Source organism: Bradyrhizobium sp. 186, from assembly GCF_023101685.1.
GTDB lineage: Bacteria > Pseudomonadota > Alphaproteobacteria > Rhizobiales > Xanthobacteraceae > Bradyrhizobium.
The window spans coordinates 9,823,662-9,848,124 of the sequence record NZ_CP082164.1 but is presented as its reverse complement, the minus strand read 5'-3'; the positions used below and the strand labels follow the sequence as shown (position 1 = coordinate 9,848,124).

The window sequence follows — 24,463 nt, the reverse complement described above, 5'->3', positions numbered from 1 at the left end:
GGCTCGAGATTGGCCATCCAATGGCTTTGGTATTTTCGGTTCGCTCTGTCCGCAGATTTGCATCGAGGAGTTAATATTCCCCGTCATAGCGTACGCGTGATGCCGTCGCCGTAGCTCGACCTTCCGGAATGACGCTTTGTCAGGCCGGCACTTTCCTGCCGATCAGACCGAAGACGATCATGACGAGGCTGATGCCGCCGACAGCGCCCGAGACTTGCCCGATCGTTCGCATCAGGGCGACAGGATCATTGGACCACGGCGTCATGTCCCGCATGGACAGGAAGAACAGGACGGCGAGCCCCAGCAGCACCGTGCCGACGGCAATCAATCGCCAGTTTCGCTTTCGCATGACGAACCTTCCTCCGGGCCAGGCTGAGGCGTGGCCCTGCGAAAGGAATAGTGTCGTCGATTTCCGTTCGGGTTCAACGGAGCACTTTGCCGTGACGTTCGTGCGCAGTACACGTGCGGGCCCATCCCGGCGCGCCTTGGAGAAGACGAGAGTAGGCTGTGTACCCCCAAGTCCGGCGACGTGACCTGCCTAGGCGACGCGGATGTCAAAGTCGTTGCGAGGTCCGCTTGGGCCAGTAGGCGACGTCAAGCTATCTTATTCCGACAACCTCACCGGACCGGCGCCTTGGGCACGGCAGCTTGTTCATCACAAGCCCGCGTCCTGCTTCGTGGGCGCTGCGGCGCCGCTTTCAAGGAGCGGTCTAAGAAACGACCGATCATGTCTTAGGAAGCATTTAGTCTCCCGGAAATATGCGATCGCCCTCTGGCAATCGGGATCGATGGTCGATTTGGAGCGGTAGACTTCGTAGTCGGCAAGCGAAGGAAATGAAAACAACGCGATCGCGACGTAGTCCCCGCCTTCGTGCGGTAGGAAATAGCCGTGATGCGTGCCGCCGAATTTTTCGACCAGTGGCAGCCACATCTTGGCGTAGGTCTCGAATTCTTTCGCTTTAGAGGGATCGATCTCATAGCGGAGGTAGCAGGTTATCATTCTCAGTCTCCTCGTGACGGACCGATCGGCCTACCCATCATACCGTCAGAAGTGAGACCCGTACATTGCTCGGTCGCGGCTCCAACAAGCCGACGTCCGGTCGGGGTCACACGGCAACATGAGCGGAAGGCGCTGCAATGCCGGCTTGGGCCAAAAGGCAAAGTTTGGCCCTCGGCTGGAAGATGCAGCTAATTTGAGCCGTTTGAACAAGACTATTTACAAAAGACCATGCGAACAGGCGGAATGGTCTGGATCATTGCTCCTGCGTTTCTCGGCTTTTGTTGGTGGCGCGCAACATGTGCTCGCAAACGAACTGCTGAACTGGCAGCAGCAGGCATTTTGCGCTCCCCGCTGTACTGGTTGTCGAACGCGCTGGTGGGCCTGCTGTTAGCGCTAGTGCTGTACATCGCCCACATTCACAATCAGACACCGGTTCCATCTTTCCTTTGGTTCGCCGTCGTGGCGATCATCGCGGCCTTGCTTTTCCTGCGCCGCGCGTTGAGATGGCGCTACCCCTTATAGGAAGAAAGATGCAGACCTCTCGCGCCGAGGCTTGGTTGGTGATTTCAGCGGTCGCGTGCTTTGTGGGCTATCTCATCCTCACGTGGACGCTCGAACAACGAAGGTTCCTGGCGGAGTGCGCGGAATTGGGAATTGATCGTATGGTGCAGCGGCCATCAGACGATGATCTGCGGCGCGCGGTGGATGATTGCGAACGGGGACGGCGTCGCCATTGATCTGCGGTCACAGCGTTCGCAATGTCAGCTCAGGGTCAAAAGCGTCGGTTTGGCGCTCGGCTGCGAACTTCCGGTCTGCCCCTATGAACCGACATGTAGCTGCACCGCCCAACTGAAGCGATGGGCCAGTTGCCGATATTCAACAAAATGAAAGAGGCCGCCAACTGAGGCGGCCTTATTCGAACCTGACGCCTATACGCTTCTCTCGCTTCCAAACGACGCGACACAGCTGTTTGAATTGGTCGCTGAGGATAAACAATGTGAAACGGTCGGGGATGTAGAGCGGGGAGACTACTTCAAGCTGAGCGCCTGTTTCTGAGAGATTCTTAACGATGCAGTCGATCCCCCCGCCGCCAAACTCGATGGTCCCGGCCTTGAACGTGCGACGCCGTGTTGCGTCCCTTTGTTCGCCCATAGCCAACCTTAGCGATCAACCCTCAACTTTTTCGGCGAAGTCTGTCCAAAAGTAAACACAAGATTACCGTGAACTTCCGGCGCCGATCCGGAAGGGTTGTCATTAGGATGTGCAGGGCTATGCCGAAACCGTACGGTGGTCAGGATCGCCAGGACGATGAAGAGGACAAGGACCGATCCCTGGACAACCAGGAACGCGGGCTCGGTCTGCGTCGGCGCCCATGATTTCAGCGGTGGGATCTTCAGGAAAGACGGAATAATCACGACGAACACGTTCAGGTACAACGGCAGCACGGCGGTGATCGTATAAATCGGCCTCCAGATGCCCGACAGGTGCCTGCCGTAGTAGGCGAATGTCGCGAGCGCCAGCATCACCAGCGAAATCAGCCCAACGATGTGCGACGGCAGGGCCCGGCGCTGGGAACAGGAAACCGGTCACTTTCGTCATATCGTGGCGACCAGAAAGGCGGTCGTCCAAACCCGGGACGGATCGGCCTTCAACCAACCGATCGTCGCAACCAACCCGGAGACGATGCCGATCGGGACGTCACTACGCACCTAGCCGCGAAGGAAAATGTTTAACTCGGAAAGCACGCCTGTGCTGTCAGAATCAGCGGCGAGAGATTGAGCACTTGCGGAAACTGAAATGTATAACTTGCGCTGACCTGACTACCACAGGTCGGCGTGGCGTAGGTGAACGTCTGCGCTGGGAGATCCAGGCCGAATGCCTGCTGGGCAGCATAGCTCGTGATTTCATTGCTGCCTGGGCAGAGCGTCGGATTGACGCTGGCGCAGCGTGCCGCCATTTCGGTCCCGTGTTGCAGACCGAGCTGGGTCCAAAACAGCAGTCCGAACTCGATGATGCCAAATATGAACAGAAAAAAGACCGGGGCGGTCAACGCGAATTCGAGCGCCGACGCGCCGCGTTCGTCTCGCCATAGCGCAGTGACTTTCACTGCAGCCTCGCAGTGGATTGAGCGTTGTAGGTGTAGGTGGCAGCGACAATCTGATAGTTGATCAGGGTATAGTAGGTCGCCTGCGCCGAGACCGTCGCATACGTGCCGGCCTGCGCACCGCCCGTGCAGACCGTTCCGCAACTAACCGAGCTAACTCCCGTGCTCGTGGGGCAGCCACAAAATTGAACAGGGCTTGGAGACGCCGCGATGGCTGTGGAATTCGTAGCGCTCGTTACCGCGCTCGAAATGCCGCTCGTGTCAAAGCCGTGCACAATGGCGTATTGAGCTCCGGCTTGCGCCGCATCCTCCACTTGCATTTTGCGATAAACGGCTAGCCCAATATCACTTACTGAGACCACCATCAGGGATAGCAGCGGGATCATGAATGCGAACTCGATTGCAGCTGCGCCGCTTTTATCGCGAACAGCGGCATGAACGAGGTCACGGACCCTGTCAAACGGTCGAACTTGGCTCTTAAGAGATAGATTTTGTCTCATTGAGGCCAACCTCATTCGATGAGCTGCGCGGTTTGGCCGCCGATCGTGGCGGTGCCGAGCGCAGAGCAGTTAACCTGAACGTTCGATGTGCCAGTGAATGTCAAGGTATCCGCGATGATCTTGGTGCAGGAGGTGCTCGTCCCATTACCGCCGCTGAAGCTCAGATTGGCCTTTGGCAGGTAGATGGCGCCGCCAAAATTTTGCGTGCCACCACCGGTCAGATTGAAGGCAGTTCCTGCGGGCATTTTTCGGTCGCCATAGATGACGATGCCCTTGGTGGATCCGGCGGTCGGGGCCGTCAAATCAATGACGGCATTGCTGCCAATGGAGGCTGTGCCCCAGTTGCTGCCCGACCCCGTAAAGACCAGAGTCACACCGGTGCCGGTGATCGTGGCATTACCAGCCACGCTTAGATTAGCACCGTCCAGGTAGTAGATCCCCGGATCGAGGTTTAGAGTCGCACCTGCATTGACAGTAATGCTGCCGCTGTAGCAGCCAGGACTGAGGGAATTTGTCTTTCCATTGGAGTTGACCGTGATCTTGGCGTTGGTGCAACTCGGCTCCGCTGGGGGAGAGACATTTGCGTAGGGATCGGCCACCGCCCTCATGTGAGTTCGGACCCCATTGGTCGCGGTGATATTGCTGGCCCCGGAAACGTCACCCACCACGCCGACCTGGTTGGCAGCGACGGAGGCACTACCGGCGACATTGAGTGATGGGCTTGCGCTTGAGTTGCTGTAGAGATTGCATTTGATCAGATTGAGCTGGTTGCCTCCGCTCACGTTCACGGCTGGGTTGGCCGTCGAATTGAGCGCGAGCACGCAGCCTGTCCCGGAATTTGGCAGTGCTACAGCATGTGCGGTGATAAGTATCGGATCTGAACCGAACAATGCTGATAGCAGTCGCGGTTGCAGCTGGCTGACGATGACTTCGACCGCTTGCGGATTTGAAGTATAATTGCCTGTCTTCGGCGGCTGGTTCACCGCAACAGTAACGTTGCTCACCGCATTCGCGTAGCCGTAGCTCGCCGTGACTGCGTTGGCTTCGGAGAGCAAATCAGTGCCGGCAGTTACAGCGGTTGCCGCACTCACCGCGCCTGAGTCCGCCGCACTCTGCATGTTCTTATGCTTGTAGTACCACCATCCAACCTCGGTGCCGAGACCGGCCGTGCCAACCAGAACAGGCATCAACAACGCAGATAGAATGACGTAGCTGCCGGACTGGTCTCGTGAGAACCGTCGGATCAGGCTGCTCCGGTTTAGGCAGCACCGAGCGCACTCGTTTAGATATCGCGAAGCGCTGAAGGAGCGACTGCAGATCTTCCTAAAGGTCATGTTCCTCACCGAAGACTTGCCACGTTTTCCCGATAGGTAGCTTCAAGCGGATAAAGGACGCTTAAATTGACACAGGAAAATTTTAGCTAAACGCAGACGACCAGTGACAACCTCAAGACTCTCGGGCGACGGAGACCACTCGCTAGGAGCCTGTCCCGGTAATGGACTTGGGATCAAGCGAATCGAGTTCTGAGCGTTTTTTTGGAGACAAGTTTCTCCTTAGCGTACTGCTGCGAGTTTTGTGAGGTTGTGGGCGGTGCAGATCATGGCCCATTCGGCTTTGACCTTGTCGATGCCGCGCAGGAGGAACTGGCGGAAGCCTCTTGCCTGCTTGATCTGGCCGAAGACGGGCTCGACGATCTGTTTTCGCAATCGATACCGGCTTCGATAGCCTGCGCGCTTGAGCTTTGTGCTCATTCTGGCGATCAGCGTGCCGGATTTGAGCTTCCTTTTTGCCGTGGCCGCCTTGGTGCCGTGCTTTTGCCGTCCAGTGGCGACGTAGCCCTCGATCCGGCGTCGAACGAGCGTGCGAAGATTGGCTTGCGAGCAATAGCCCGCATCGGCCGATGCTTCATCCGGGTTCGTCCCGAGATTGGCTTTGATGGCATCGAGCAAGGGTGCGAGCTGCGCCTGATCGCTCGGCGAGTTGGTCAGCGTGTGCGCCACGATGATCTGATGGGCGCCATCGACGGCGGCCTGTGCGTTGTAGCCCTGGATGAAGCCGTTTTTGGTCGGCATCACGCGGCTGTCGGGATCGGTGAAGTTGCGTTGCGCCTTGTCGCTCGGCTCTGCCGTGACAGGCTTGGACTTGCGTCCCGGCCGGCCCCTGCCGCCGTCGCCGGAGCCGTCGTCGTCCGGCTTCGAGGCGGCTTTGGTTTCGGCAGCAGCCTTGGCTTCGGCTTCCAGCGCGGCCTTGGCGGCCCGGATCTTCTCGAGCCGCTTCTCTTTATTGGCCATCCAGTCCGGCATCTCGTCGCCGCGCTTCAAGGCTCCGAACTGGCGGTCCTCGGCCTTGTCGGTCTGAGCGGCTTCGGCGAACCAGCGTTGGACTTCGGCAGCAAGCCTCGGTTCGGCCTCTTTCATCCGGCCATAGCTCATCGCCTTGTTGATCCCGGCATTGGCCTTGATCTTGGTGCCATCGAGCGCCACATGGCCAAGCTTCACAAGGCCGGCCTCGCGGCACAGCTTCAAGACCTGCCGGAACAGGCCCGATAGCGCGGCCAGATGGCGCTTGCGGAACTCGCTGATCGTGCGGAAGTCCGGACGCTGCATCCCCGTTACTGCCGCAAAATCCAGCCGCTCCTCGCAGCCCCGAGCGATCCTGCGCGACGAGTAGATCCCCTGGCTGTAAGCATAAAGCAGCAGCGCCACCATCATGCCAGGATGATAGGGCGGAAAGCCGCGCTCCTCGTCGTAGGCATCCATGATCGCCGACAGGTCCAAACCCGTGCGAACCGTGTCGCGAACAAAGTGGGCCACGTGCCCGGGAGGCACCAAATCCTGGACCGACGGCGGCAGCAGCCAAACCTGATCAACGTCCCAAGGACGAAATGTCTTGCTCATCCGCCGTTTGAATCACGACGCTTGTGCTTCGTCGAGAAAAATCCGATTACTCGGACAGGCTCCTAGAACGGCTCGCTCGCGAGTTACGGGCTAGTTCATTTTATAGCCGTGGAGGCAGCAATGAACGAAAAGGCTGGACGATGCGCGTCGGCGAAGCTGCAGCAGCTCGCGCCGCTGGCACACCACTTATCCGAGGACTGACGATGTGCAGCCTTTACAGCATGACGAACAACGTCGACGCGATCCGGCGGATGCTCGACGCGCTCAGCAGTCGCGTCAGCAACCTACCGTCGATGCCGGGTATCTACCCGGACCATCCGGCGCCGATCGTTCGTAGGCAGTACAACGCACGCTGACGCAATCAATTGCGATCGCCCGCTGACATGGGATGCCAAGGGTCAAAGGCTATATTTCGCGCCACTGTCGCAAGCCCGCGTCCCTGGCGGTCTACATAACCGAGAGACCGCCAATAACGGCTTGCTCCTCAGACGACGACTTCCGGTCTACTCCCGGCTCCGGACAAGTCGCCGCACTGCGCCCACTGACGCGATGGGCACAGAAGCGGACTCTGCATCCCGGTGTCGGCGCGCCCTCACTCTGGCAGCCCTGCTTCGCGCCAGGCTTCGGCAAAGGCAGAGAACACCGCGGGTTCATGTCCCACGATGGCGGACACGCCGCGGACGGTGAAGGTTGGTTGGAGCGCGAGCACCTGCTGCGCCGCAGCTTTCGCCTCCTCGCCGCGTCCCAGTCGAACAAGCGCGGCCGCCAGATAGGCATGAGGAAAGCTGAAACGCGGCGTAGATTCGATTGCGCTCTGCGCCGCATCGGCTGCCTCCGCGTACCGCTCGGCATGGAAGTATGCGATCGCAAGAGCGCAGTTCGGCAGAAAATTCAAGGGATCGAACGGACTGAGCCGCAGCGCCCGCTGCGCCCGTTCGGCTGCTACCTCGGTCTTTCCCATCCAGGCGAGGGGCACGGAGCTGCAAGCAAGCGCAAAGATGTTGGAGTTGCTGAGCGCCAAGGCGCGGTCAAAGAGCTTAAGCGCCGCCACGTCGTCACGTTCGTCCATCCAGATGACGAACCCGGCCATCGCAAGCGTTGTCGCATCGTCGCCGCCATGCGACGTCGCCGCGCGAGCATGGTGAATGGCGGCCCTGCGATCCTCCTCGCGCGACCCTCCGCGAGCGAAGCGATGGTGGTAGCACCAGGCCAGAGCGGCCTGCGCGCTTGCATAGCCAGGCTCGAGCTCGATCGCTTTCTCCAGCAGCGGAATCGCTCTCGCCGCGTCCTGCGGCATCGGGGTGTAAATGTTCGGCAGAGCCCGCAGGAAGAGATCATAAGCATCGAGGCTGTCGGGCCGCTGGCGCTTGACGCGCTCGATCTCGGCTCTCCTGAGGTTTGGCTCAATGGAGCCGACAACGCTCATAGTGATCTCGTCCTGCAGGGCGAAGATGTCGTCGAGCGATCGGTCATAGCGCTCGGCCCAGAGATGAACTCCGGTCTCGGCCTCGATGAGCTGTCCGGTAATACGAACATGGCTCCCTGCCCGGCGCACGCCGCCCTCAAGCACGTAGCGCACGCCGAGCTCGCGCCCGACCTGCTTCACGTCCACCGCCTTGCCCTTGTAGACGAAGCTCGAATTGCGGGCGACGACGAACAGCCACTTGATGCGCGAAAGCCCGGTGACGATGTCCTCGACCACGCCGTCCGCGAAATACTCCTGTTCGGGATCGCCGCTCATGTTGGTGAAGGGCAAGACAGCGATCGAGGGCATGTCCGGAAGGGCAAGCGCAGGCTTTCGCGCGCCAGCCTGCGCGGCACCAGGCGAACGGGCGCGTCCGGGGCCGTTCGCATTCCTAATGTCGATGCGATACGCGCGTACCGGGCGCACGATATTCTTGAGGCCTTGCTCGCCGAGGTCGACGAACTCCGCAGCGATTTTACCCCGAACCTGACGATAGACATCCTCGGAGAGGCAGATTCCTCCGGGCTCGGCGATGCCTTCGAGGCGAGCGGCGATATTGACACCGTCGCCGAGCAAATCATCCCCCTCGACTACGACATCGCTGACATTGATTCCGATGCGGAAGTTCATCCACTGCTCTGGCGCCAGTTTGGCGTTCAGGGGAGCGATACCGCGCTGCACCGCGATCGCGCAGCGCACCGCGTTTACCGGGCTCGCGAATTCCACCAATATACCGTCGCCGGTTGTCTTCACGATGCGGCCGTGATGATTGCCGATCGCGGGATCGATTAGCTTGTGACGCAACATCCCGAGCCGCGCCAGGGTGCCTTCCTCATCAGCGCCGATCAATCGGCTGTACCCGGCCACATCGGCGGCCAGGATTGCAACAAGTTTTCTGTCAACGCGCTGCTTCACCACGGCTCGGTTCCTAGGGGTAGCGACTGCAGTCTACCACAAAGCCACGGCAGATCAGCTCTGCTCCAATTGAAATGCGAGCCGACTACATTCTGAAGGCTGCCGCGGCGACAGCCTTCACGAAATTCATGCCCACTAATCCCCTAGGGCTTGGCATTTGGATCGTGACGCCGCGTACGCAGCCAATTTCCGAGTTGGGTCATAATGCGACTTCGCGGCGACGACAGCTTCCGGAACGAAGCGGACTTCCGAAAATTCCAGAAGCTTGCGCGTGATGCGCCGCCGTAGCCCAACCTTCCGGAATGACGCTTTGTCAGGCCGGCACTTTCCTGCCGATCAGACCGAAGACGATCATGACGAGGCTGATGCCGCCGACAGCGCCCGAGACTTGCCCGACCGTCCGCATCAGGGCGACAGGATCATTGGACCACAGCGTCATGTCGCGCATGGACAGGAAGAACAAGATTGCGAGCACCAGCACTACCGTGCCGACGGCAATCAATCGCCAGTTTCGCTTTCGCATGACAGACATTCCCCCGCATCGCCCCCTTGGATGGGCGAGGCTGTTCACTATGCAGGGGATAGTGTCGTGGGCCTCTGATCGGGTTCAATCGAAAGCGGAGAGGAAGTGGCGGTTGACGCTTTTCGTAGTTCCGACAAGCGCAGCTCTATCTCCGTCACCCTGATAAGGTGCTCGCCTCTTCGGCGAGCCTCGAAGGGCGACGGCCCCGCTGCCGCGTCATGGCCGTTCATCCTTCGAGGCTCACCCAGCGGTGCGTTGCACCGCCGGGTTCGCACCTCCAGCGACAATGGCTTCGCCATTGCGCGGGGATGACGGGCTGACAGACGTCCAGCGCGCAAATGAAGACCTCAACGCGACGTCGACCGTCGAACTGCGCCTCTTCGATCGGCCGATCACACGAGCCGCGATGATGACATCGTGCCAGTGTTTTGCCCGACGGGTCAAATGGGATTTCGTAAAATCGAAAAAGGCAAATGCCGACAAGCCCCCGGCTACTGTGCATGGGGTTGTTTTCGAGATTTTTGTTTGCCGGTCGCCGATATCCCGGGCCGGCCCCAATCTCGTCACGCCCGAACTGGCTCGAGCCTTCGCCTCAGCTATCCACCTTCAGCGCGGCAATAAAAGCTTCCTGCGGGATGTCGACCTTGCCGAACTGCCGCATCTTCTTCTTGCCTTCCTTCTGCTTCTCCAGAAGCTTGCGCTTTCGCGTGATGTCGCCGCCGTAGCACTTTGCGGTGACGTCCTTGCGCAGCGCGCGCACGGTTTCGCGGGCGATCACCTTGCCGCCGATCGCGGCCTGGATCGGGATCTGGAACATGTGCGGCGGGATCAGCTCCTTCATCCGCTCGACCATGGCGCGGCCGCGGCCTTCGGCGCGGGTCCGATGCACCAGCATCGAGAGCGCATCGACCGGTTCGTTGTTGACCAGGATCTGCATCTTGACGAGATCGGCCGGCTTGTAGTCGGTCAGATGATAGTCGAACGAGGCGTAGCCCTTGGAGACCGACTTCAGGCGGTCGTAGAAATCGAACACCACTTCGTTGAGCGGCAAATCGTATTTCACCATCGCGCGGGAGCCGACATAGGTCAGCTCCTTCTGCGAGCCGCGCCGGTCCTGGCACAGCTTCAAGACGCTGCCGAGATACTCGTCGGGTGTGAGGATCGTCGCTTCGATCCAGGGTTCCTGGATCTCGGCGATCTTGACCACGTCGGGCATGTCGACGGGATTGTGGATCTCGATCTCGGTGCCGTCGTTGAGCTTCATCTTGTAGATCACGCTCGGCGCGGTCGCGATCAAATTGAGGTCGAATTCGCGCGACAGCCGCTCCTGGATGATCTCCAGGTGCAACAGCCCGAGGAAGCCGCAGCGGAAGCCGAAGCCGAGCGCAGCGGAGGTCTCCATCTCGAACGAGAAGCTGGCATCGTTGAGACGCAGCTTGCCCATCGCGGCGCGCAGCGTCTCGAAGTCGTCGGCGTCGACCGGGAACAGGCCGCAGAACACCACGGGGATCGCCGGCTTGAAGCCCGGCAGCATTTCGGTGATCGGCTTACGGTCGTCGGTGATGGTGTCGCCGACGCGGGTGTCGGCGACTTCCTTGATCGCGGCGGTGATGAAGCCGATTTCGCCCGGCCCGAGTTCGTCGACCTGCGTCATCTTCGGCGTGAAGAAGCCGACGCGCTCGACGTCATAGGCCGCACCCGTGCCCATCATGCGGACGCGGCTGCCCTTCTTCATCACGCCGTCGACGACGCGGATCAGCACGACAACGCCGAGATAGACGTCGTACCAGCTGTCGACCAGCAGCGCCTTCAGGGTCGCAGCGCGGTCGCCGTTCGGCGGCGGCAGGCGGGTGACGATGGCCTCGAGCACGTCGGGCACGCCGAGGCCGGTCTTGGCGGAGATCATCACCGCGTCGGAGGCATCGATGCCGATGACGTCCTCGATCTGCTGCTTGACCTTCTCGGGCTCAGCGGCCGGAAGGTCGACCTTGTTCAGGACCGGAACGATCTCGTGATTGTTGTCGAGCGCCTGGTAGACGTTGGCGAGCGTCTGCGCCTCGACGCCCTGGCTGGCGTCGACCACCAGCAGGGAACCCTCGCACGCCGCCAGCGACCGCGAGACTTCGTAGGCGAAGTCGACATGGCCGGGCGTGTCCATCAGGTTGAAGATGTAATCCTTGCCGTCCTTGGCGTGGTAGGTGAGGCGGACCGTCTGCGCCTTGATGGTGATGCCGCGCTCGCGCTCGATGTCCATGGAATCGAGCACCTGCTCCTTGCCGGCCATTTCGCGGTCGGAGAGGCCGCCGGTCATCTGGATCAGGCGGTCGGCCAGCGTCGATTTGCCATGGTCGATATGGGCGACGATGGAGAAATTGCGGATGTTGGAAATGGGGACGGTCGTCATGGGCGCGGGATACCACTCACATCCCCGTGCGGCAACCATATTGCTGTATTTTCAGGGGCTCTCTTCACGCCAAGCTGATTCCACGGGAGCCGAAAACGCGCTACGCAACGGCCCATGTCCACGACCTCGATCCCATCCGCCAAAGCGCGCGCGAAGACCCGGGTGAGCTTTGGCCGCTTCCGGGCCTGGCTGGTTGCCTGCGCGATCCGGCCGCAGGCCCGGCTGTGGCTGGTGATCCAGCTTGCCGTCCTGCATGCGGTGCTCTGGACCTTCATCCTGATCAATCTGAAGGCGGCGCAGGACGTTCATATGGACGTCGCGGAAGCCTATGGCTGGGGCCAGAAATTCCTGCTCGGCTACGGCAAGCACCCGCCGCTGTCGGGCTGGATCGCGGGCCTCTGGTTCATGGTGTTCCCGGCGGCGGACTGGGCGACCTATGCGCTCGCGATGGCGACCGTCGGGGTCGGCATGGTGATCTGCTGGCTGGTCGCGCTGCGCGTGGTGGATGCAAGGCGCGCGTTCCTGGTCGTGGTGATGGTCGCGCTCTACCCGATCTTCAATTTCAAGGGCTTCAAGTACAACCCGGACCTGTTGCAGCTCGTCACGCTGCCGCTCGTCGTGCTCGCCTATCTCAACGCCTTCGAGAAGCGGAGCTGGCAGTCCGGCATCTGGCTTGGCCTTGCCGGCGCGCTGGCGCTGATGACCAAATACTGGGTGCTGACCATGATCGGCGCCATCGGGCTCGCCGCGCTGATCCATCCCGAGCGGACGAAATTCCTGCTGTCGCCGGCACCGTGGGTCGCGATCGCGACGCTTGTCGTGGCGATGATCCCGCACATCGTCTGGCTGGCGGAGGCGCATTTCGTGCCGCTGACCTATGCCGGCGACACCTACAGTATCGAGGACAGCGGTCAGGTGCATCAGCTCGTGTTCGGCTATGTCCTGCACAATCTCTCGCTGCTGGCGTTACCGGTGGCGCTCGCAGCGCTGGCGATGGCGCTGGTGCCGCCGTGGTTCACGCTGCTGCTGCGCGCGCCGTTGCGCATCGTCACGCGCGCCTGGGCGCGCGGCGCCAATCCGGGCGTCAATTTTTCGCAGGCGCTGAACATCTGGATCATCCAGATCATCGTCGCGGCCGGGCCGCCGCTCGGCGCGCTCGTCTTCAGCGTCTACATGAAGACCGATTGGGGCATCTCGCTGTTCTTCCTGGTGCCGCTCGCGCTGGTCGCGATCCCGGCGTTGCGCGTGCAGAGCGCGACGCTGTTCAACATCGCCGCGATCTGGCTGGTGCTGAGCGTCGCGACACTCGCCGCCTCGCCCTGGATCGCCGCGCGCGAGATGGCGATCAATGCCGACAATACGGCGACCTATGGCGCGCGCTCGGAGCTGGCACACGAACTGACGCAGGCCTGGCACGCGCGCTTTGCCTCGCGCTGGGCCATCGTCGCCGGCACCATGGAGTCGATCCAGCCGATGGTGTTCTACAGCGCCGATCATCCCGGCGCGTTCACACCGAACGAAGCCTGGAATTCCGGTCTGACCTCGCTCGAGGACGTCAAGAAGTTCGGCTTCATCGGTGTGTTCGACCCGACCGACGGCCGCCTGCCGGCGTTCGAGAAATGGGTGTCGGAGACCACGCCAAATGCCGAGCGCATCGTGATGACGACGCGCCGCTTCACCCACGGCAAGGCGGGACCGTCGATGACCTGGAACATCTACATCGCGCCGCCGGGGAAGTGAGCTTTTCACCTCGCCCCGCTTGCGGGGAGAGGTCGGATCGCTCTTGCGATCCGGGTGAGGGGGTACAGGTCCCTCGACGATCTCACGTGTGGAGAGAGGCCCTCACCCCAGCCCTCTCCCCGTAAGAACGGGGCGAGGGAGCGCACCTGAGCGCGTGGCGAAGGCTACGGCCTCAAGTCCCTTCCTCGTTGAACTTGCTCTCAACGAGTTCCGTGATCGCCGCAAGCGCCGCTTCAGCATCATCGCCGGCGGCCGCCACCGTGATCGTGGTGCCCGGCCCTGCGGCCAGCATCATCAGGCCCATGATCGAGGTGCCGCCGACGGTTTCGCCGCCGCGCGTCACCCAGACCTGCGCATTGAAGCGCTCGACTGCCTGGACGAATTTGGCCGAAGCGCGGGCGTGCAGGCCGCGCTTGTTGATGATCAGGAGCTCTTTGGAAATCGCGCCCGCGGGCGCGCCTGTCCCGGTCTGGTTTCCGAGCGGCGCGTCGTCGCTCATTTGCCGGCGAGGACGCGGCTGGCAATGGTGACGTATTTGCGGCCCGCTTCCTGGGCCATCGCGATCGCATCAGGCAGCGAACGCTCCTCGCGCACCTTGGCGAGCTTCACCAGCATGGGAAGGTTGATGCCCGCGAGCACCTCGACCTTCGGCCGGCTCATGCAGGATATTGCAAGGTTGGACGGCGTGCCGCCGAACATGTCGGTGAGGATCGCAACGCCGTCACCGGAATCGACCCGGTTAACCGCTTCTATGATGTCGCTTCGACAGAGATCGGAATCATCTTCGGCGCCGATCGTGATCGCTTCGATTTGCTTTTGCGGGCCCATGACATGTTCAAGCGCTGCCTTGAATTCGTCGGCAAGGCGCCCGTGGGTCACAAGTACTAGACCAATCATCGGAAAAACTCCTCGCGGGCGCTTTTGGTGCACCGCACGAACGCGCCACTTTGACCATCCAGAGCCCCCGCGCAAGGGGGGATGTTGCGTATCTCCCTGAATCTAGACGGATGGATGAGGGGAGCTGCGCCGGTCTATTCGGTCGCGATAGTGGGGTTCATATGGTTACCATTTCCCTTCAAACAATCGCCCGAGGGGTCAACGGAAGATTAACTCTTGGTAGTGGTCAAGGCCGCAACAACCAGTGGGAGGGGTAAATAGCCGCGGGCGACCGGGATTCGCGGTATTTCGACACCGAAGATGCTTGTTTTCAGGGATTCGGGAGGCGGCAGACGTTCCGCGTCGTCCGCTTCGAGATCGACCACGAGACCCACGGTCGCAATCTCCACGAAGTCGCAGAGCCGAATTCCCAACCCCCGGACCTCGATCAAACCGGCCAATGGATGGGCGGGGCGGACTACAATTTCCTGGCCGACTGTCGCCAGATGGACACGGTCATCGCCGACCAGAACGGCGCTTTCGACGACGCCGGCGCGCCCCGCCATGATCAAATCGAAGGCAAGCCGCGACTTGCCGGCGCCGGAAGGCCCGCGGATCAGCACCGCCAGATTCCCGACCTTCACCGCCGAAGCATGAACGCTGGGCCCGCCTTCGCTCATAGCGCCGGCAGCCTCACCACGAAGTGCGCGCCGGTAATCGTAGGCGCCCCGTCGGCGTCCGGCGGGCCTGTGCGATTCTCGGCCCAGATGCGCCCGCCATGGGCGTCGACGATCTGCTTGGAGATCGACAGCCCGAGGCCGGAGTTTTGACCAAAGCCCTGGTGCGGCCGGTCGGTGTAGAAACGCTCGAAGATGCGCTCCAGCGCGTCGTCGCGGATGCCGGGGCCGTCGTCGTCGACCACGATCTCGATTTCTCCGCGCACGCGGTGGCAGGTGAGCCGCACCTTGCTGCCGGGCTCGGAGAAGGACTGCGCGTTGGAGAGCAGGTTGGAGACAACTTGCCCGAGCCGGGAGTCGTGACCGGGCACCGCAAGGCTGTCGTTCGGGCTGCGGCCCTCGAAGCGTGCCTCGACCGCGACGTCGTGACCGAGTTTTGTCTCGTTGGCGACCGACACCAGCGTCGTCAGCAGGCGCCGCAGATCGACCGGGCTCGCGTCCTGCCGTTGCAGCTCGGCATCGAGCCGGCTTGCATCCGAGATGTCCGAGATCAGCCGGTCCAGTCTTTTGACGTCATGCTCGATCACTTCGAGCAGTCGGGCGCGGCTGTTCTCGTTGCGCGCCAGCGGCAGCGTCTCGACCGCGGAGCGCAGCGAGGTCAGCGGGTTCTTCAGCTCGTGGGCGACGTCGGCGGCGAACATCTCGATCGCCTCGATCCGCTTGTAGAGCGCGTTGGTCATGTCGCGCAGCGCGCCGGAGAGATGGCCGATCTCGTCGCGGCGGCGGGTGAAGTCGGGGATCTCGACGCGGCTCTTGATGCGGCGGCGGACGCGCTCGGCACTGTCGGCGAGCCGGCGCACGGGACCTGCGATCGTGCTGGCGAGCAGCAGCGACAGCATGATCATGACGGCGGCGGCGACGCCGCCAACTTTGAGGATCGCCAGGCGCTCGGCGGTGACCATCTGGTCGATGTCATCGCCCTGCGTCGACAGCATCAGCGCGCCGCGGATGGCGCGCGAGCGCAGCACCGGGACCGCGACCGAGACGATCACCTCGCCGCGCGCATTGACCCGCACCATCGAGCGCTTCTGGCCCTGGAGCGCGTCGCCGACCTCCGCATAGCCATTGCCGTTCTCGGGCCCGAGCTCGCGATAGAGCGGCAGGTCGCCGCGGTTCAGCCAGGTGCGCACCGCGACCATGCCGCGCTCGACGACACCGGGTTTCTCGGCGGACAGCGGCGGCAGGTCGAAGCGCAGCACGTTTTCGAGGTTGCGGCTGTCGAGCAGCAGGCTGCCGTTGGGATCGTAGATGCGGGCGCGGGTCTTGGTCGGCGAGATCAGAGTACGCAGCACCGGCGCCACGCGCTCCGGATTGATCGGGAAATCCAGCGGCGAATAGTCGTCCGGACCGCCATAGGTCTCGCCGGGCTTGAGGTCGAGCAGCCGGTCGGGATCGATGGTGATGGCGTTGGTCTGCACGGTCGCGGACGCCGCGATCGCGCCGGCGATGATTTCGGCCTGCACCAGCAGGCTCTGTGCGCGCGCGTCGATCAGGCCGGCGCGGAACTGCGACAGGTACAGGATGCTCGCAACCAGCGCGACGAGGCCCGCGAGGTTGAGCGAGACGATGCGGCGGGTCAGGCTCGAGAAGGACAGCGCGAAGAAGAACTGCCCGGCGCGCTTCAGCCAGTTCAGCGGCCGCCAGCCTTGCGCGACCGGCTTGCCCTTGGCCACGTGATCCGGACCGCCGTCGGATGCGACATCCTCGGCGTTCTGGTTTGAATCAGGCTGCGTTCGGTCAAGCAATGCTTACGCCCGCGTTGGGACAGCTTGTGCGATCAAGTCCCCGCATCCTAGAGCCATCCCAGTTCCGATGGAATCAGAACCGGTGCTGCTCTGGTCTTTCGTGAAGGCGCGTGCGCCTCAGGCTTCCTTGAACCGGTAGCCGACGCCATAGAGCGTCTCGATCATCTCGAACTCGTTGTCGACCACCTTGAACTTTTTGCGCAGCCGCTTGATGTGGCTGTCGATGGTGCGGTCGTCGACATAGACTTGGTCGTCATAGGCGGCGTCCATCAGCGCGTTGCGGCTCTTCACCACGCCGGGCCGGGTCGCGAGCGCCTGGAGGATCAGGAATTCAGTGACGGTCAGCGTCACCGGCTCGTTCTTCCAGGTGCAGGTATGCCGTTCCGGATCCATGCGCAGCAGGCCGCGATCGAGCGCCTTGGCGTCGTTCTCCTTCGGCGCGACGGTCGGATCCTTCGGCGCCGAGCGGCGCAGCACTGCCTTGACGCGCTCGACCAGCAGGCGCTGCGAGAACGGTTTGCGGATGAAATCGTCGGCGCCCATCTTGAGGCCGAACAGTTCGTCGATCTCTTCGTCCTTGGAGGTGAGGAAGATCACCGGCAGGTCGGATTTCTGCCGCAGCCGCCGCAGCGTCTCCATGCCGTCCATGCGCGGCATCTTGATGTCGAGGATGGCGAGATCGGGCTGGGTGGTGCGGAAACCGTCGAGCGCAGAGGCGCCGTCGGTGTAAGTCATGATGCGGTAGCCTTCGGCTTCCAGCGCGATCGAGACGGATGTGAGAATGTTGCGGTCGTCGTCGACCAAAGCGATTGTGGGCATGAGCCTGCTTTCTGCTTTCCGTTTGGATCGTGGCTTGAAACGGCGAGCAATCCAGTGATGCGCCGCATAGATGGGTCCCGAACTTGGAGTTCGAACTTTGTCACCGAGCAATGCAAGCTGGGCTGAAGTGTGACCAAGTTCCGCGAAACACGGCAGATTCGCCGCATCTCGACCCATAACCAGATCCCCGTTTACCCGAAATAAGGCCCACCTTGCAACCACCCGAACCGAGAAAGCCGATGCAACCGACCCCCGATTTCGACCCCGGTAAGCTCGCCAAATCGCTGCTCAGGCGGTCGCGGCAGGGCGCGCTGGCAACGCTGATGGCCGGCAGCGGCGATCCTTATTGTTCCCTGGTCAATCTGGCGAGCCACCCGGACGGCTCGCCGATCCTGCTGATCTCGCGTCTGGCCATTCACACCAAGAACACCCTCGCCGACCCCAGGATCTCCCTGATGCTGGACGAGCGGGCGGCAGGCGATCCCCTCGAGGGCGCCCGGATCATGTTGTCCGGTCTGGCGGAACAGGCTGACGCCGAGAGGGATCTCCTTCAGCGGCGGTATCTCAATGCCCATCCGTCCGCGGAAGCCTTTGTTTCGTTTAGGGATTTTTCCTTCTTCCGGATTCGACCCTCGGGAACCCATCTGGTCGCCGGCTTTGGCCGCATCGTCGATCTCAAGCCTGAGCAGTTCCTCACGGACCTTACGGGTGCAGAGGATTTGCTGGTGGCGGAGGAAGGGGCCGTCGAGCACATGAATGCCGACCATCGCGACGCCATGGGCCTCTATGCAACAAAACTCCTCGGTGCGGCCGAAGGCGATTGGCGCTGCACCGGCTGCGACCCCGAGGGTCTCGACATGCAGGAAGGCCAGACCGCGCTGCGGCTGGAGTTCCCGGAGCGGGTGACGAGCGGCACGGCGCTACGCAAGGTGTTGGTCCGGCTAGCGGGCGAAGCGCGGGCCAAGACACTTTAGGGCCAAGACACTCTAGCGGGCCAAGACCCTTTAGCAGGCCAAGACACTCTACAAGACGGACCAGCCGCGACAATTTGAACGCCGCTGCCCGTCGCTGCGACCCAACACCGTAATGGCCTGAGGTCGGCAGCGAGAGGGTTCATGACACGCCGTCGTTTGACGCTGGTCGCGGGTTTGGCGCTCGCGATCACCGCATCGCTAGCCACGCCCGGCCTTGCCCAGAAGGGCGATCTCTCGGCGCAGAGCGCGCGGATCAATGGGCTCAAGAGCGCCGGCAAATATTCCGAAGCGCTGCCGCTGGCACAGGCCATGGTGGCGAGCCTGGAGAAGACCAGCAACAACCGCGATCTCGCCGCCGCGCTCAACAACCTCGCGCAGATCTACGCGGACCAGGGCCACGACGATCAGGCCGAGCCGCTCTACAAGCGCGCCATCGCGCTGATGGAGAAGGGGACCGGCCTCGACAGCGTCGAGATCGCGCCCGTGCTCAACAATCTTGCAGCGCTCGATCAGCGGCAGAGCCGTTACGCCGAGGCCGAGCCGCTGTTCAAGCGCGCGCTCGCCATTCGCGAAAAGGCGTTGTCGCGCGAACATCCCGACGTCGGGCAGTCCCTCAACAATCTCGCCACGTTCTATGTGAAGCAGCAGCGTTATGCCGACGCCGAGCCGCTGTTTCAGCGCGCGCTTGCGATCTACCAGAAGGTTGGCGGCCCCGAGCATCCGGCGGTCGCGACGCTCCTGAACAATCTCGGCCAGCTTGATCGCGACCTCAACCGCGATGCGGAGGCCGAAGCGCCGATCAAGCGGTCGCTCGCGATCCGCGAGAAGGTGTTGGGGCCGGATCATCCCGACGTCGCACGCTCCCTGAATAATCTCGCCGGTCTTTACGAGCACCAGCAGCGCTATCCGACGCCGAGCCGCTCTATCGCCGCGCGCTTGTCATCCGTGAGCGGGCGCTTGGGCCCGATCATCCTGATGTCGCGACCTCGACCAGCAATCTCGCCTATTTCCTCTACGTGTCCGGGCGGAACGCGGCCGCGCTGCCGCTCGCGGAAAAGACGCTTGCCACCAATCGCGCGCAGTTGCGCGTCGTGCTGCCGGTCCTGTTCGCCGCGCGACAGCAATATCTGCTGCCCGATGACAAGGCGTTCGACGAGGCGCTCGCCGCGATCCAGCGCGGAACGCAATCCTCCGCAGCATCCGCGGTGAACAAGCTCGCAGTGCGGCTCGCCGCCGGCAGCGACCGGCTCGCCGAACTGGTGCGCAAAGATCAGGATCTGGCGGCCGAGGCCGAGGCGCTCGACAAGGCGATCATCACCGCGGTGTCGAAGCAATCAGCGCAACGTGATGTCGCGTCCGAACAGCGCAGCCGTGCACGGATCGCGGCGATCGCGAACGAGCGCGCGGGCTTGCAGAAGACGCTCGCCGTCGAGTTTCCCGACTACGCCTCGCTCTCCAATCCGCTGCCGCTGACGGTGAAAGACATCCATCCGCTGCTGTCAGCCAACGAGGCAATGGTGCTCTACTCCGTTGTCGACAAGCAAAGCTACGTCATCGCGATCACGCGCGAGGGCATCGATTGGAAGCAAGTTCCGCTTGGCGCGGATGCGCTGGCGCAGAAGGTGTCTGCTTTCCGCAGGGGGCTCGACGTCGGCAAGGCGCGCGATGCCTCGGGCAAATCAGGGTTGTTCGACCTTGCGCTTGCCAACGAATTGTATGTCGCGCTGCTCGGCCCGGTCGAGGCGCTGACAAAGGACAAGCGCAGCCTGCTCGTGGTGCCGTCGGGTGCGCTGACCGCATTGCCGTTTCATTTGCTTGTCACGGAGAAGCCGCAAGCTGCGATTCCGGACAAGCTCGAAGGCTATCGCAGCGCCACCTGGCTGTTGCGGCGTCAGGCCGTGTCGGTGCTGCCATCGGTCGTCAGCCTGAAATCGCTGCGCGCCTTCGCGCGCAAGGACCAAGGCGTCAAGCCGATGACCGGCTTCGGCGATCCCGTGTTCAATCCTGCGCAAGAAGGACCCGCAGACCGGCGCGCCGCAGGCGGCAAGGTCGCCGCGCGCAGCATTGCGACCATTGCCTATACTGACTTCTGGCGCGGCGCCGGCGTCGATCGCGCGCGGCTTGCGCAGGCGCTGCCGCAACTGCCCGACACTGCGGACGAGCTGAGCGCTGTGGCCAGGGATGTCGGCGCGGCCGAGGCCGACATCCATCTCGGCCGCGATGCCAGTGAGACGACGCTCAAGCGTGCAGCGCTTGCTCAATACAGCATCATCTACTTTGCCACCCACGGCCTTGTTGCCGGCGACGTCAAGGATGTGGGCGAGCCCTCGCTCGCGCTCTCCATTCCGGATCAGCCCTCGGAGCTCGACGACGGTCTGCTCACCGCGAGCGAAGTCGCCCAGCTCAAGCTCAACGCGGATTGGGTGGTGCTGTCGGCCTGCAACACGATCGCCGGCGACAAGCCCGGCGCCGAAGCGCTGTCCGGACTGGCGCGATCATTCTTCTATGCCGGCGCTCGCGCGCTGCTGGTATCGCATTGGGCAGTGGACTCGGAGGCTGCCACCCGCTTGACCACGTCGACTTTCGATCTGCTCAAAAACGATCCAAAAATTGGTCGAGCCGAGGCCTTGCGGCGCGCGATGCTGGCTTATCTCGACGACGCATCATCACCGCGCAACGCCTATCCCGCGATGTGGGCGCCGTTCGCACTCATCGGCGAAGGTGCGGTACGATAGAACGGATTCCGGGATTGTGCGTCGCAACAACCCCAGACAACGCCGAATCCTGCGTTTGGTTGCGCGATCATCCATGATTTTTTGATGCGCCTGCTCAGAGCAGACATGCGCGACGTTTGGCGCGGTCCTTGAATAAACCAAATCCTACGGGATCGGCTTGGCAACGCCAGCGTTCATCAGTATTAGGTCGCCCAACCGAGGTCGGACGGTCTATTATTCACGGTGACCGCGGCGGCGCCAAAGCATGATCGCGCTGAGTGTCGCGGGTTCTAGGAGGATTTTTCGTGCAAGAGACGGGTGTGCGCAACGGTGCCTTCGGCGCCGACAAATTCGGCTTAAAGAATCTCAAGCAGGTTCACTGGAATCTCGGCGCACCGCAGCTTTACCAATATTCGCTCTCCGCGGGCGAGGCGGTGCTGTCGGCTGACGGCGCGCTCTGCGCCGACACCGGTGAGTTCACCGGCCGCAGCCCGAAGGACAAGTTCACGGTGCGTGACGCCACCACCGACAAGAAGATGTGGTGGGCCGGCAACCAGTCGATCACCGCAGAGCAGTTCGAGACGCTCTATCAGGACTTCCTCAAGCACGCCGAAGGCAAGTCGCTGTTCGCGCAGGATCTCTACGGCGGCGCCGATCCGGCCTACCGGATCAAGACCCGCGTCTTCACCGAGCTCGCGTGGCACTCGCTGTTCATCCGCACGCTCCTGATTCGCCCCGAGGCGGTCGAACTGTCGAGCTTCACGCCTGAGCTCACCATCATCGACATGCCGAGCTTCCGCGCCGATCCGAAGCGCCATGGCTGCAAGTCGGAGAACGTCGTCGCGATCGACTTCGCGCGCAAGATCGTGCTGATCGGCGGCTCTTACTACGCCGGCGAGATGAAGAAGTCGGTGTTCACCACGCTGAACTACTATCTGCCCGAGCGCGGCGTGATGCCGATGCACTGCTCGGCCAATGTCGGCGCCAAGGGCGACACCGCGATCTTCTTCGGCCTGTCCGGCACCGGCAAGACCACGCTGTCGGCCGATCCCAACCGCACGCTGATCGGCGACGACGAGCACGGCTGGGGCCCGAACGGCGTCTTCAATTTCGAGGGCGGCTGCTACGCCAAGTGCATCAAGCTGTCGAAGGAAGCCGAGCCCGAGATCTACGCCGCCTCGACGCGCTTCGGCGCGGTGCTCGAGAACTGCGTGCTCGACCAAGACACCCGCGTTGTCGATTTCGACGACGGCTCCAAGACCGAGAACACGCGCTCGGCCTATCCGCTCGACTTCATCCCGAACGCCTCACGCACCGGCCGCGCGCCGCAGCCGAAGAACGTGGTGATGCTCGCGGCCGACGCCTTCGGCGTGCTGCCGCCGATCGCAAAGCTTTCGCCGGCGCAGGCGATGTATCACTTCCTCTCCGGCTATACCGCCAAGGTTGCCGGCACCGAGCGCGGTCTCGGCAACGAGCCGCAGCCGGAATTCTCGACCTGCTTCGGCTCGCCGTTCCTGCCGCTCGACCCCAGCGTCTACGGCAACATGCTGCGCGACCTGATCGCCCAGCACAATGTCGACTGCTGGCTGGTCAACACCGGCTGGACCGGCGGTAAGTACGGCACAGGCTCGCGCATGCCGATCAAGGTGACGCGCGCGCTGCTCACCGCGGCGCTCGACGGATCCTTGCGCAATGTCGAATTCCGCACCGACAAATATTTCGGCTTCGCGGTCCCGACCGCGCTGCCGGGGGTGCCGAGCGAGATCCTCAATCCGGTCAACACCTGGAAGGACAAGGACGAGTTCGACAAGACCGCCCGCGCGCTGGTCGGCATGTTCCAGAAGAACTTTGCCAAGTTCGAAGCCCAGGTCGACGCCGAGGTCCGCGCGGCCGCGCCGGACGTGAAGCTCGCGGCGGAGTAATTTCGTTCTGCTTGAAATGTAAAAGGGCGGCCGCGAGGCCGCCCTTTTTGTTTGGTGCGCACGCTGTCCCTTCTCCCCTTGTGGGAGGAGATGGCGCGAAGCGCCGGATGAGGGGTTCTCTCCGCGTATTCAATCGATAGAGGTTCGCGCGCGGAGAGAACCCCTCACCCCGCTTCGCGTCGCGAAGCGACCCTCTCCCCTTGTGGGACCCACGAGAGGGAAGTAAACTCACGCCTTGAAATACGCGATCTGCGTCGTGGTCGCGAGCAGGCGGCCGTTCGGGGACCACAGCTCGGCGTTCTGATCGCCGTAGCTCTTGTGGAAGATCTTTGCGTCGGCGATCGCGAGCACGCGGGTGATGTCTTCGGCCGCGAGCTCCTCCGCATCGGTGTGGAAATACGTCGTCAGCGACACCGTGCCGAACGGCACGAGCTCGCGCCGTGCATGGAAGATACGGCCGAAGAAGGCGTCCGACATCGACATCAGCGACAGCATGTCGAGCTTGCGCGGCGCGCGGTCGCCGATCCAGACTTTTGAATAGGTGCTGGCAAGCTCGGGTTTCGGCGGGCCCATCCGCATCTCGCCCTCGACGAAGCGGAATTCATACTGGTTGGCCCAGGACGCCGCGATCTTGGGGAACGCAAGCGTCTTTTCGAACGCGGTGGCGTCCGGATATTTCGCCACGTCGTGCTCCCAGGATGGCCGGCGCTCGGCGAACACGGCGGTGGCGAGCGTCGCGACCTCGCCGCCGCCCTGCGACAGTTCGACGCTCCAATGCTGGCTGGAGCGGTTGGCCTTCACCAGCCGCACGTCGAGATCGAACGGTCCCTTCGCGATCGGCGCGCAGTAATTGACGGTGACCGCCAGCGGATCGCCTGCGGCCTGGGGATGATCGATCAGCGCGCGCAGGATGGTCGCCGCGGTCACGCCGCCGAACGGACCGACAAAGGCCCAGTAGTCGTCGCTGGTCTGCCCCTGCCAGCTGCTGTCGCCGGCGGTCACGCGGGTGGCGTCGTCGAAGGGGTGCGGAAGTTTGGCGTGCATCTTTGTTTCCGTCTGTCATTCCAGGGCGATGCGAAGCATCGAACCCGGAAGCTCGAGATTCCAGGTTCGGCTCTGCGAGCCGCT

Annotated in this window: 22 protein-coding genes and 1 pseudogene; 6 read left to right on the top strand and 17 right to left on the bottom strand. The window is 62.5% G+C overall.

What is annotated here, in order from left to right:
- Window positions 1-139: 139 nt before the first annotated feature.
- Window positions 140-349, bottom strand: coding sequence for a hypothetical protein (locus IVB18_RS47080; RefSeq protein ID WP_247986841.1), 210 nt, complete (start codon window positions 347-349; stop codon window positions 140-142).
- A gap of 306 nt (window positions 350-655) precedes the next feature.
- Entirely contained in the window at window positions 656-1,000 is a 345-nt protein-coding gene (locus IVB18_RS47075; protein WP_247986840.1) for an NIPSNAP family protein, read from the bottom strand.
- A gap of 243 nt (window positions 1,001-1,243) precedes the next feature.
- Here IVB18_RS47075 and IVB18_RS47070 point away from each other — a divergent pair, with 243 nt between their 5' ends.
- Complete coding sequence (locus IVB18_RS47070) at window positions 1,244-1,522, top strand: hypothetical protein (protein WP_247986839.1); 279 nt, start codon at window positions 1,244-1,246, stop codon at window positions 1,520-1,522.
- A gap of 390 nt (window positions 1,523-1,912) precedes the next feature.
- Here IVB18_RS47070 and IVB18_RS47065 read toward each other — a convergent pair whose 3' ends face one another.
- The 6 genes from IVB18_RS47065 to IVB18_RS47040 form a co-directional block, all read right to left on the bottom strand.
- Window positions 1,913-2,152 (bottom strand): PilZ domain-containing protein, encoded by a 240-nt coding sequence (locus IVB18_RS47065; RefSeq protein ID WP_247986838.1) that lies wholly within the window; start codon window positions 2,150-2,152, stop codon window positions 1,913-1,915.
- An 8-nt stretch (window positions 2,153-2,160) separates the two neighbouring features.
- Window positions 2,161-2,526 carry a hypothetical protein gene (locus tag IVB18_RS47060; RefSeq protein WP_247986837.1) on the bottom strand — a complete coding sequence of 122 codons (366 nt, stop codon included), beginning with the start codon at window positions 2,524-2,526 and terminating at the stop codon, window positions 2,161-2,163.
- A 203-nt stretch (window positions 2,527-2,729) separates the two neighbouring features.
- Complete coding sequence (locus tag IVB18_RS47055; protein ID WP_209312085.1) at window positions 2,730-3,107, bottom strand: TadE/TadG family type IV pilus assembly protein; 378 nt, start codon at window positions 3,105-3,107, stop codon at window positions 2,730-2,732.
- Complete coding sequence (locus tag IVB18_RS47050; RefSeq protein WP_247986836.1) at window positions 3,104-3,604, bottom strand: TadE/TadG family type IV pilus assembly protein; 501 nt, start codon at window positions 3,602-3,604, stop codon at window positions 3,104-3,106. Before IVB18_RS47050 ends, IVB18_RS47055 begins: the two co-directional genes overlap by 4 nt.
- 11 nt (window positions 3,605-3,615) lie before the next feature.
- A complete protein-coding gene (locus IVB18_RS47045; RefSeq protein ID WP_256476669.1) occupies window positions 3,616-4,938 on the bottom strand; it encodes a TadE/TadG family type IV pilus assembly protein in 1,323 nt (440 codons plus the stop codon).
- Window positions 4,939-5,157: 219 nt separating this feature from the next.
- Window positions 5,158-6,501, bottom strand: a complete 1,344-nt coding sequence (locus tag IVB18_RS47040; RefSeq protein WP_247986834.1) for an IS1182 family transposase — start codon at window positions 6,499-6,501, stop codon at window positions 5,158-5,160.
- A 203-nt stretch (window positions 6,502-6,704) separates the two neighbouring features.
- On the opposite strand from IVB18_RS47040, the gene IVB18_RS47035 reads away from it, so the two are divergent.
- Window positions 6,705-6,857, top strand: coding sequence for a hypothetical protein (locus IVB18_RS47035; RefSeq protein WP_346732604.1), 153 nt, complete (start codon window positions 6,705-6,707; stop codon window positions 6,855-6,857).
- A gap of 236 nt (window positions 6,858-7,093) precedes the next feature.
- Here the strand turns inward: IVB18_RS47035 and IVB18_RS47030 are convergent, their stop codons facing one another.
- The 3 genes from IVB18_RS47030 to lepA all read right to left on the bottom strand — a co-directional run bounded on the left by IVB18_RS47030 (window position 7,094) and on the right by lepA (window position 11,808).
- The gene (locus tag IVB18_RS47030) at window positions 7,094-8,884 is read right to left on the bottom strand and encodes an adenylate/guanylate cyclase domain-containing protein (protein WP_247986833.1); all 1,791 of its coding nucleotides are present in this window, start codon (window positions 8,882-8,884) and stop codon (window positions 7,094-7,096) included.
- Between the two features lie 310 nt (window positions 8,885-9,194).
- On the bottom strand, window positions 9,195-9,404 hold the full coding sequence (locus tag IVB18_RS47025; protein WP_247986832.1) for a hypothetical protein: 210 nt from the start codon (window positions 9,402-9,404) through the stop codon (window positions 9,195-9,197).
- Between the two features lie 592 nt (window positions 9,405-9,996).
- Window positions 9,997-11,808, bottom strand: a complete 1,812-nt coding sequence (gene lepA / locus IVB18_RS47020; RefSeq protein WP_247986831.1) for a translation elongation factor 4 — start codon at window positions 11,806-11,808, stop codon at window positions 9,997-9,999.
- A 114-nt stretch (window positions 11,809-11,922) separates the two neighbouring features.
- Between lepA and IVB18_RS47015 the strand changes: the two genes are divergently transcribed.
- Window positions 11,923-13,548, top strand: a complete 1,626-nt coding sequence (locus IVB18_RS47015) for a glycosyltransferase family 39 protein (RefSeq protein ID WP_247986830.1) — start codon at window positions 11,923-11,925, stop codon at window positions 13,546-13,548.
- Between the two features lie 172 nt (window positions 13,549-13,720).
- Here the strand turns inward: IVB18_RS47015 and IVB18_RS47010 are convergent, their stop codons facing one another.
- The 5 genes from IVB18_RS47010 to IVB18_RS46990 all read right to left on the bottom strand — a co-directional run bounded on the left by IVB18_RS47010 (window position 13,721) and on the right by IVB18_RS46990 (window position 17,725).
- Window positions 13,721-14,047, bottom strand: a complete 327-nt coding sequence (locus IVB18_RS47010; RefSeq protein WP_247986829.1) for an HPr family phosphocarrier protein — start codon at window positions 14,045-14,047, stop codon at window positions 13,721-13,723.
- Window positions 14,044-14,445 (bottom strand): PTS sugar transporter subunit IIA, encoded by a 402-nt coding sequence (locus IVB18_RS47005; protein WP_024339151.1) that lies wholly within the window; start codon window positions 14,443-14,445, stop codon window positions 14,044-14,046. The genes IVB18_RS47010 and IVB18_RS47005 overlap by 4 nt, the downstream gene beginning before the upstream one ends.
- Before the next feature lie 209 nt (window positions 14,446-14,654).
- Window positions 14,655-15,104 carry an HPr kinase/phosphatase C-terminal domain-containing protein gene (locus tag IVB18_RS47000; protein ID WP_247986828.1) on the bottom strand — a complete coding sequence of 150 codons (450 nt, stop codon included), beginning with the start codon at window positions 15,102-15,104 and terminating at the stop codon, window positions 14,655-14,657.
- On the bottom strand, window positions 15,101-16,906 hold the full coding sequence (locus tag IVB18_RS46995; RefSeq protein WP_247986827.1) for a sensor histidine kinase: 1,806 nt from the start codon (window positions 16,904-16,906) through the stop codon (window positions 15,101-15,103). The genes IVB18_RS47000 and IVB18_RS46995 overlap by 4 nt, the downstream gene beginning before the upstream one ends.
- Before the next feature lie 117 nt (window positions 16,907-17,023).
- Complete coding sequence (locus IVB18_RS46990) at window positions 17,024-17,725, bottom strand: response regulator transcription factor (protein ID WP_008542552.1); 702 nt, start codon at window positions 17,723-17,725, stop codon at window positions 17,024-17,026.
- A 239-nt stretch (window positions 17,726-17,964) separates the two neighbouring features.
- Between IVB18_RS46990 and IVB18_RS46985 the strand changes: the two genes are divergently transcribed.
- From IVB18_RS46985 to IVB18_RS46975, 3 genes and pseudogenes are all read left to right on the top strand, one after another.
- Window positions 17,965-18,699: a DUF2470 domain-containing protein gene (locus IVB18_RS46985; RefSeq protein ID WP_247986826.1), complete on the top strand. Its 735-nt coding sequence runs from the start codon at window positions 17,965-17,967 to the stop codon at window positions 18,697-18,699.
- Window positions 18,700-18,840: 141 nt separating this feature from the next.
- Window positions 18,841-21,434, top strand: a pseudogene (locus IVB18_RS46980) (CHAT domain-containing tetratricopeptide repeat protein).
- A gap of 284 nt (window positions 21,435-21,718) precedes the next feature.
- Window positions 21,719-23,335, top strand: a complete 1,617-nt coding sequence (locus IVB18_RS46975) for a phosphoenolpyruvate carboxykinase (protein WP_247986825.1) — start codon at window positions 21,719-21,721, stop codon at window positions 23,333-23,335.
- Window positions 23,336-23,563: 228 nt separating this feature from the next.
- Here IVB18_RS46975 and IVB18_RS46970 read toward each other — a convergent pair whose 3' ends face one another.
- On the bottom strand, window positions 23,564-24,379 hold the full coding sequence (locus tag IVB18_RS46970; RefSeq protein WP_247986824.1) for a thioesterase family protein: 816 nt from the start codon (window positions 24,377-24,379) through the stop codon (window positions 23,564-23,566).
- Between the last annotated feature and the right edge of the window lie 84 nt (window positions 24,380-24,463).

Bases quoted from the DNA above. Each gene is read 5' to 3' on its own strand.
- IVB18_RS47000 (WP_247986828.1), bottom strand. From the start codon at position 15,104: ATGAGCGAAGGCGGGCCCAGCGTTCATGCTTCGGCGGTGAAGGTCGGG.
- IVB18_RS47070 (WP_247986839.1), top strand. From the start codon at position 1,244: ATGGTCTGGATCATTGCTCCTGCGTTTCTCGGCTTTTGTTGGTGGCGC.
- IVB18_RS47015 (WP_247986830.1), top strand. From the start codon at position 11,923: ATGTCCACGACCTCGATCCCATCCGCCAAAGCGCGCGCGAAGACCCGG.
- IVB18_RS47035 (WP_346732604.1), top strand. From the start codon at position 6,705: ATGTGCAGCCTTTACAGCATGACGAACAACGTCGACGCGATCCGGCGG.
- IVB18_RS46985 (WP_247986826.1), top strand. From the start codon at position 17,965: ATGCAACCGACCCCCGATTTCGACCCCGGTAAGCTCGCCAAATCGCTG.
- IVB18_RS47010 (WP_247986829.1), bottom strand. From the start codon at position 14,047: ATGAGCGACGACGCGCCGCTCGGAAACCAGACCGGGACAGGCGCGCCC.
- IVB18_RS47075 (WP_247986840.1), bottom strand. From the start codon at position 1,000: ATGATAACCTGCTACCTCCGCTATGAGATCGATCCCTCTAAAGCGAAA.
- IVB18_RS47080 (WP_247986841.1), bottom strand. From the start codon at position 349: ATGCGAAAGCGAAACTGGCGATTGATTGCCGTCGGCACGGTGCTGCTG.
- IVB18_RS47045 (WP_256476669.1), bottom strand. From the start codon at position 4,938: ATGACCTTTAGGAAGATCTGCAGTCGCTCCTTCAGCGCTTCGCGATAT.
- IVB18_RS47025 (WP_247986832.1), bottom strand. From the start codon at position 9,404: ATGCGAAAGCGAAACTGGCGATTGATTGCCGTCGGCACGGTAGTGCTG.
- IVB18_RS46970 (WP_247986824.1), bottom strand. From the start codon at position 24,379: ATGCACGCCAAACTTCCGCACCCCTTCGACGACGCCACCCGCGTGACC.
- IVB18_RS47050 (WP_247986836.1), bottom strand. From the start codon at position 3,604: ATGAGACAAAATCTATCTCTTAAGAGCCAAGTTCGACCGTTTGACAGG.
- IVB18_RS46990 (WP_008542552.1), bottom strand. From the start codon at position 17,725: ATGCCCACAATCGCTTTGGTCGACGACGACCGCAACATTCTCACATCC.
- lepA (WP_247986831.1), bottom strand. From the start codon at position 11,808: ATGACGACCGTCCCCATTTCCAACATCCGCAATTTCTCCATCGTCGCC.
- IVB18_RS47040 (WP_247986834.1), bottom strand. From the start codon at position 6,501: ATGAGCAAGACATTTCGTCCTTGGGACGTTGATCAGGTTTGGCTGCTG.
- IVB18_RS47005 (WP_024339151.1), bottom strand. From the start codon at position 14,445: ATGATTGGTCTAGTACTTGTGACCCACGGGCGCCTTGCCGACGAATTC.
- IVB18_RS47065 (WP_247986838.1), bottom strand. From the start codon at position 2,152: ATGGGCGAACAAAGGGACGCAACACGGCGTCGCACGTTCAAGGCCGGG.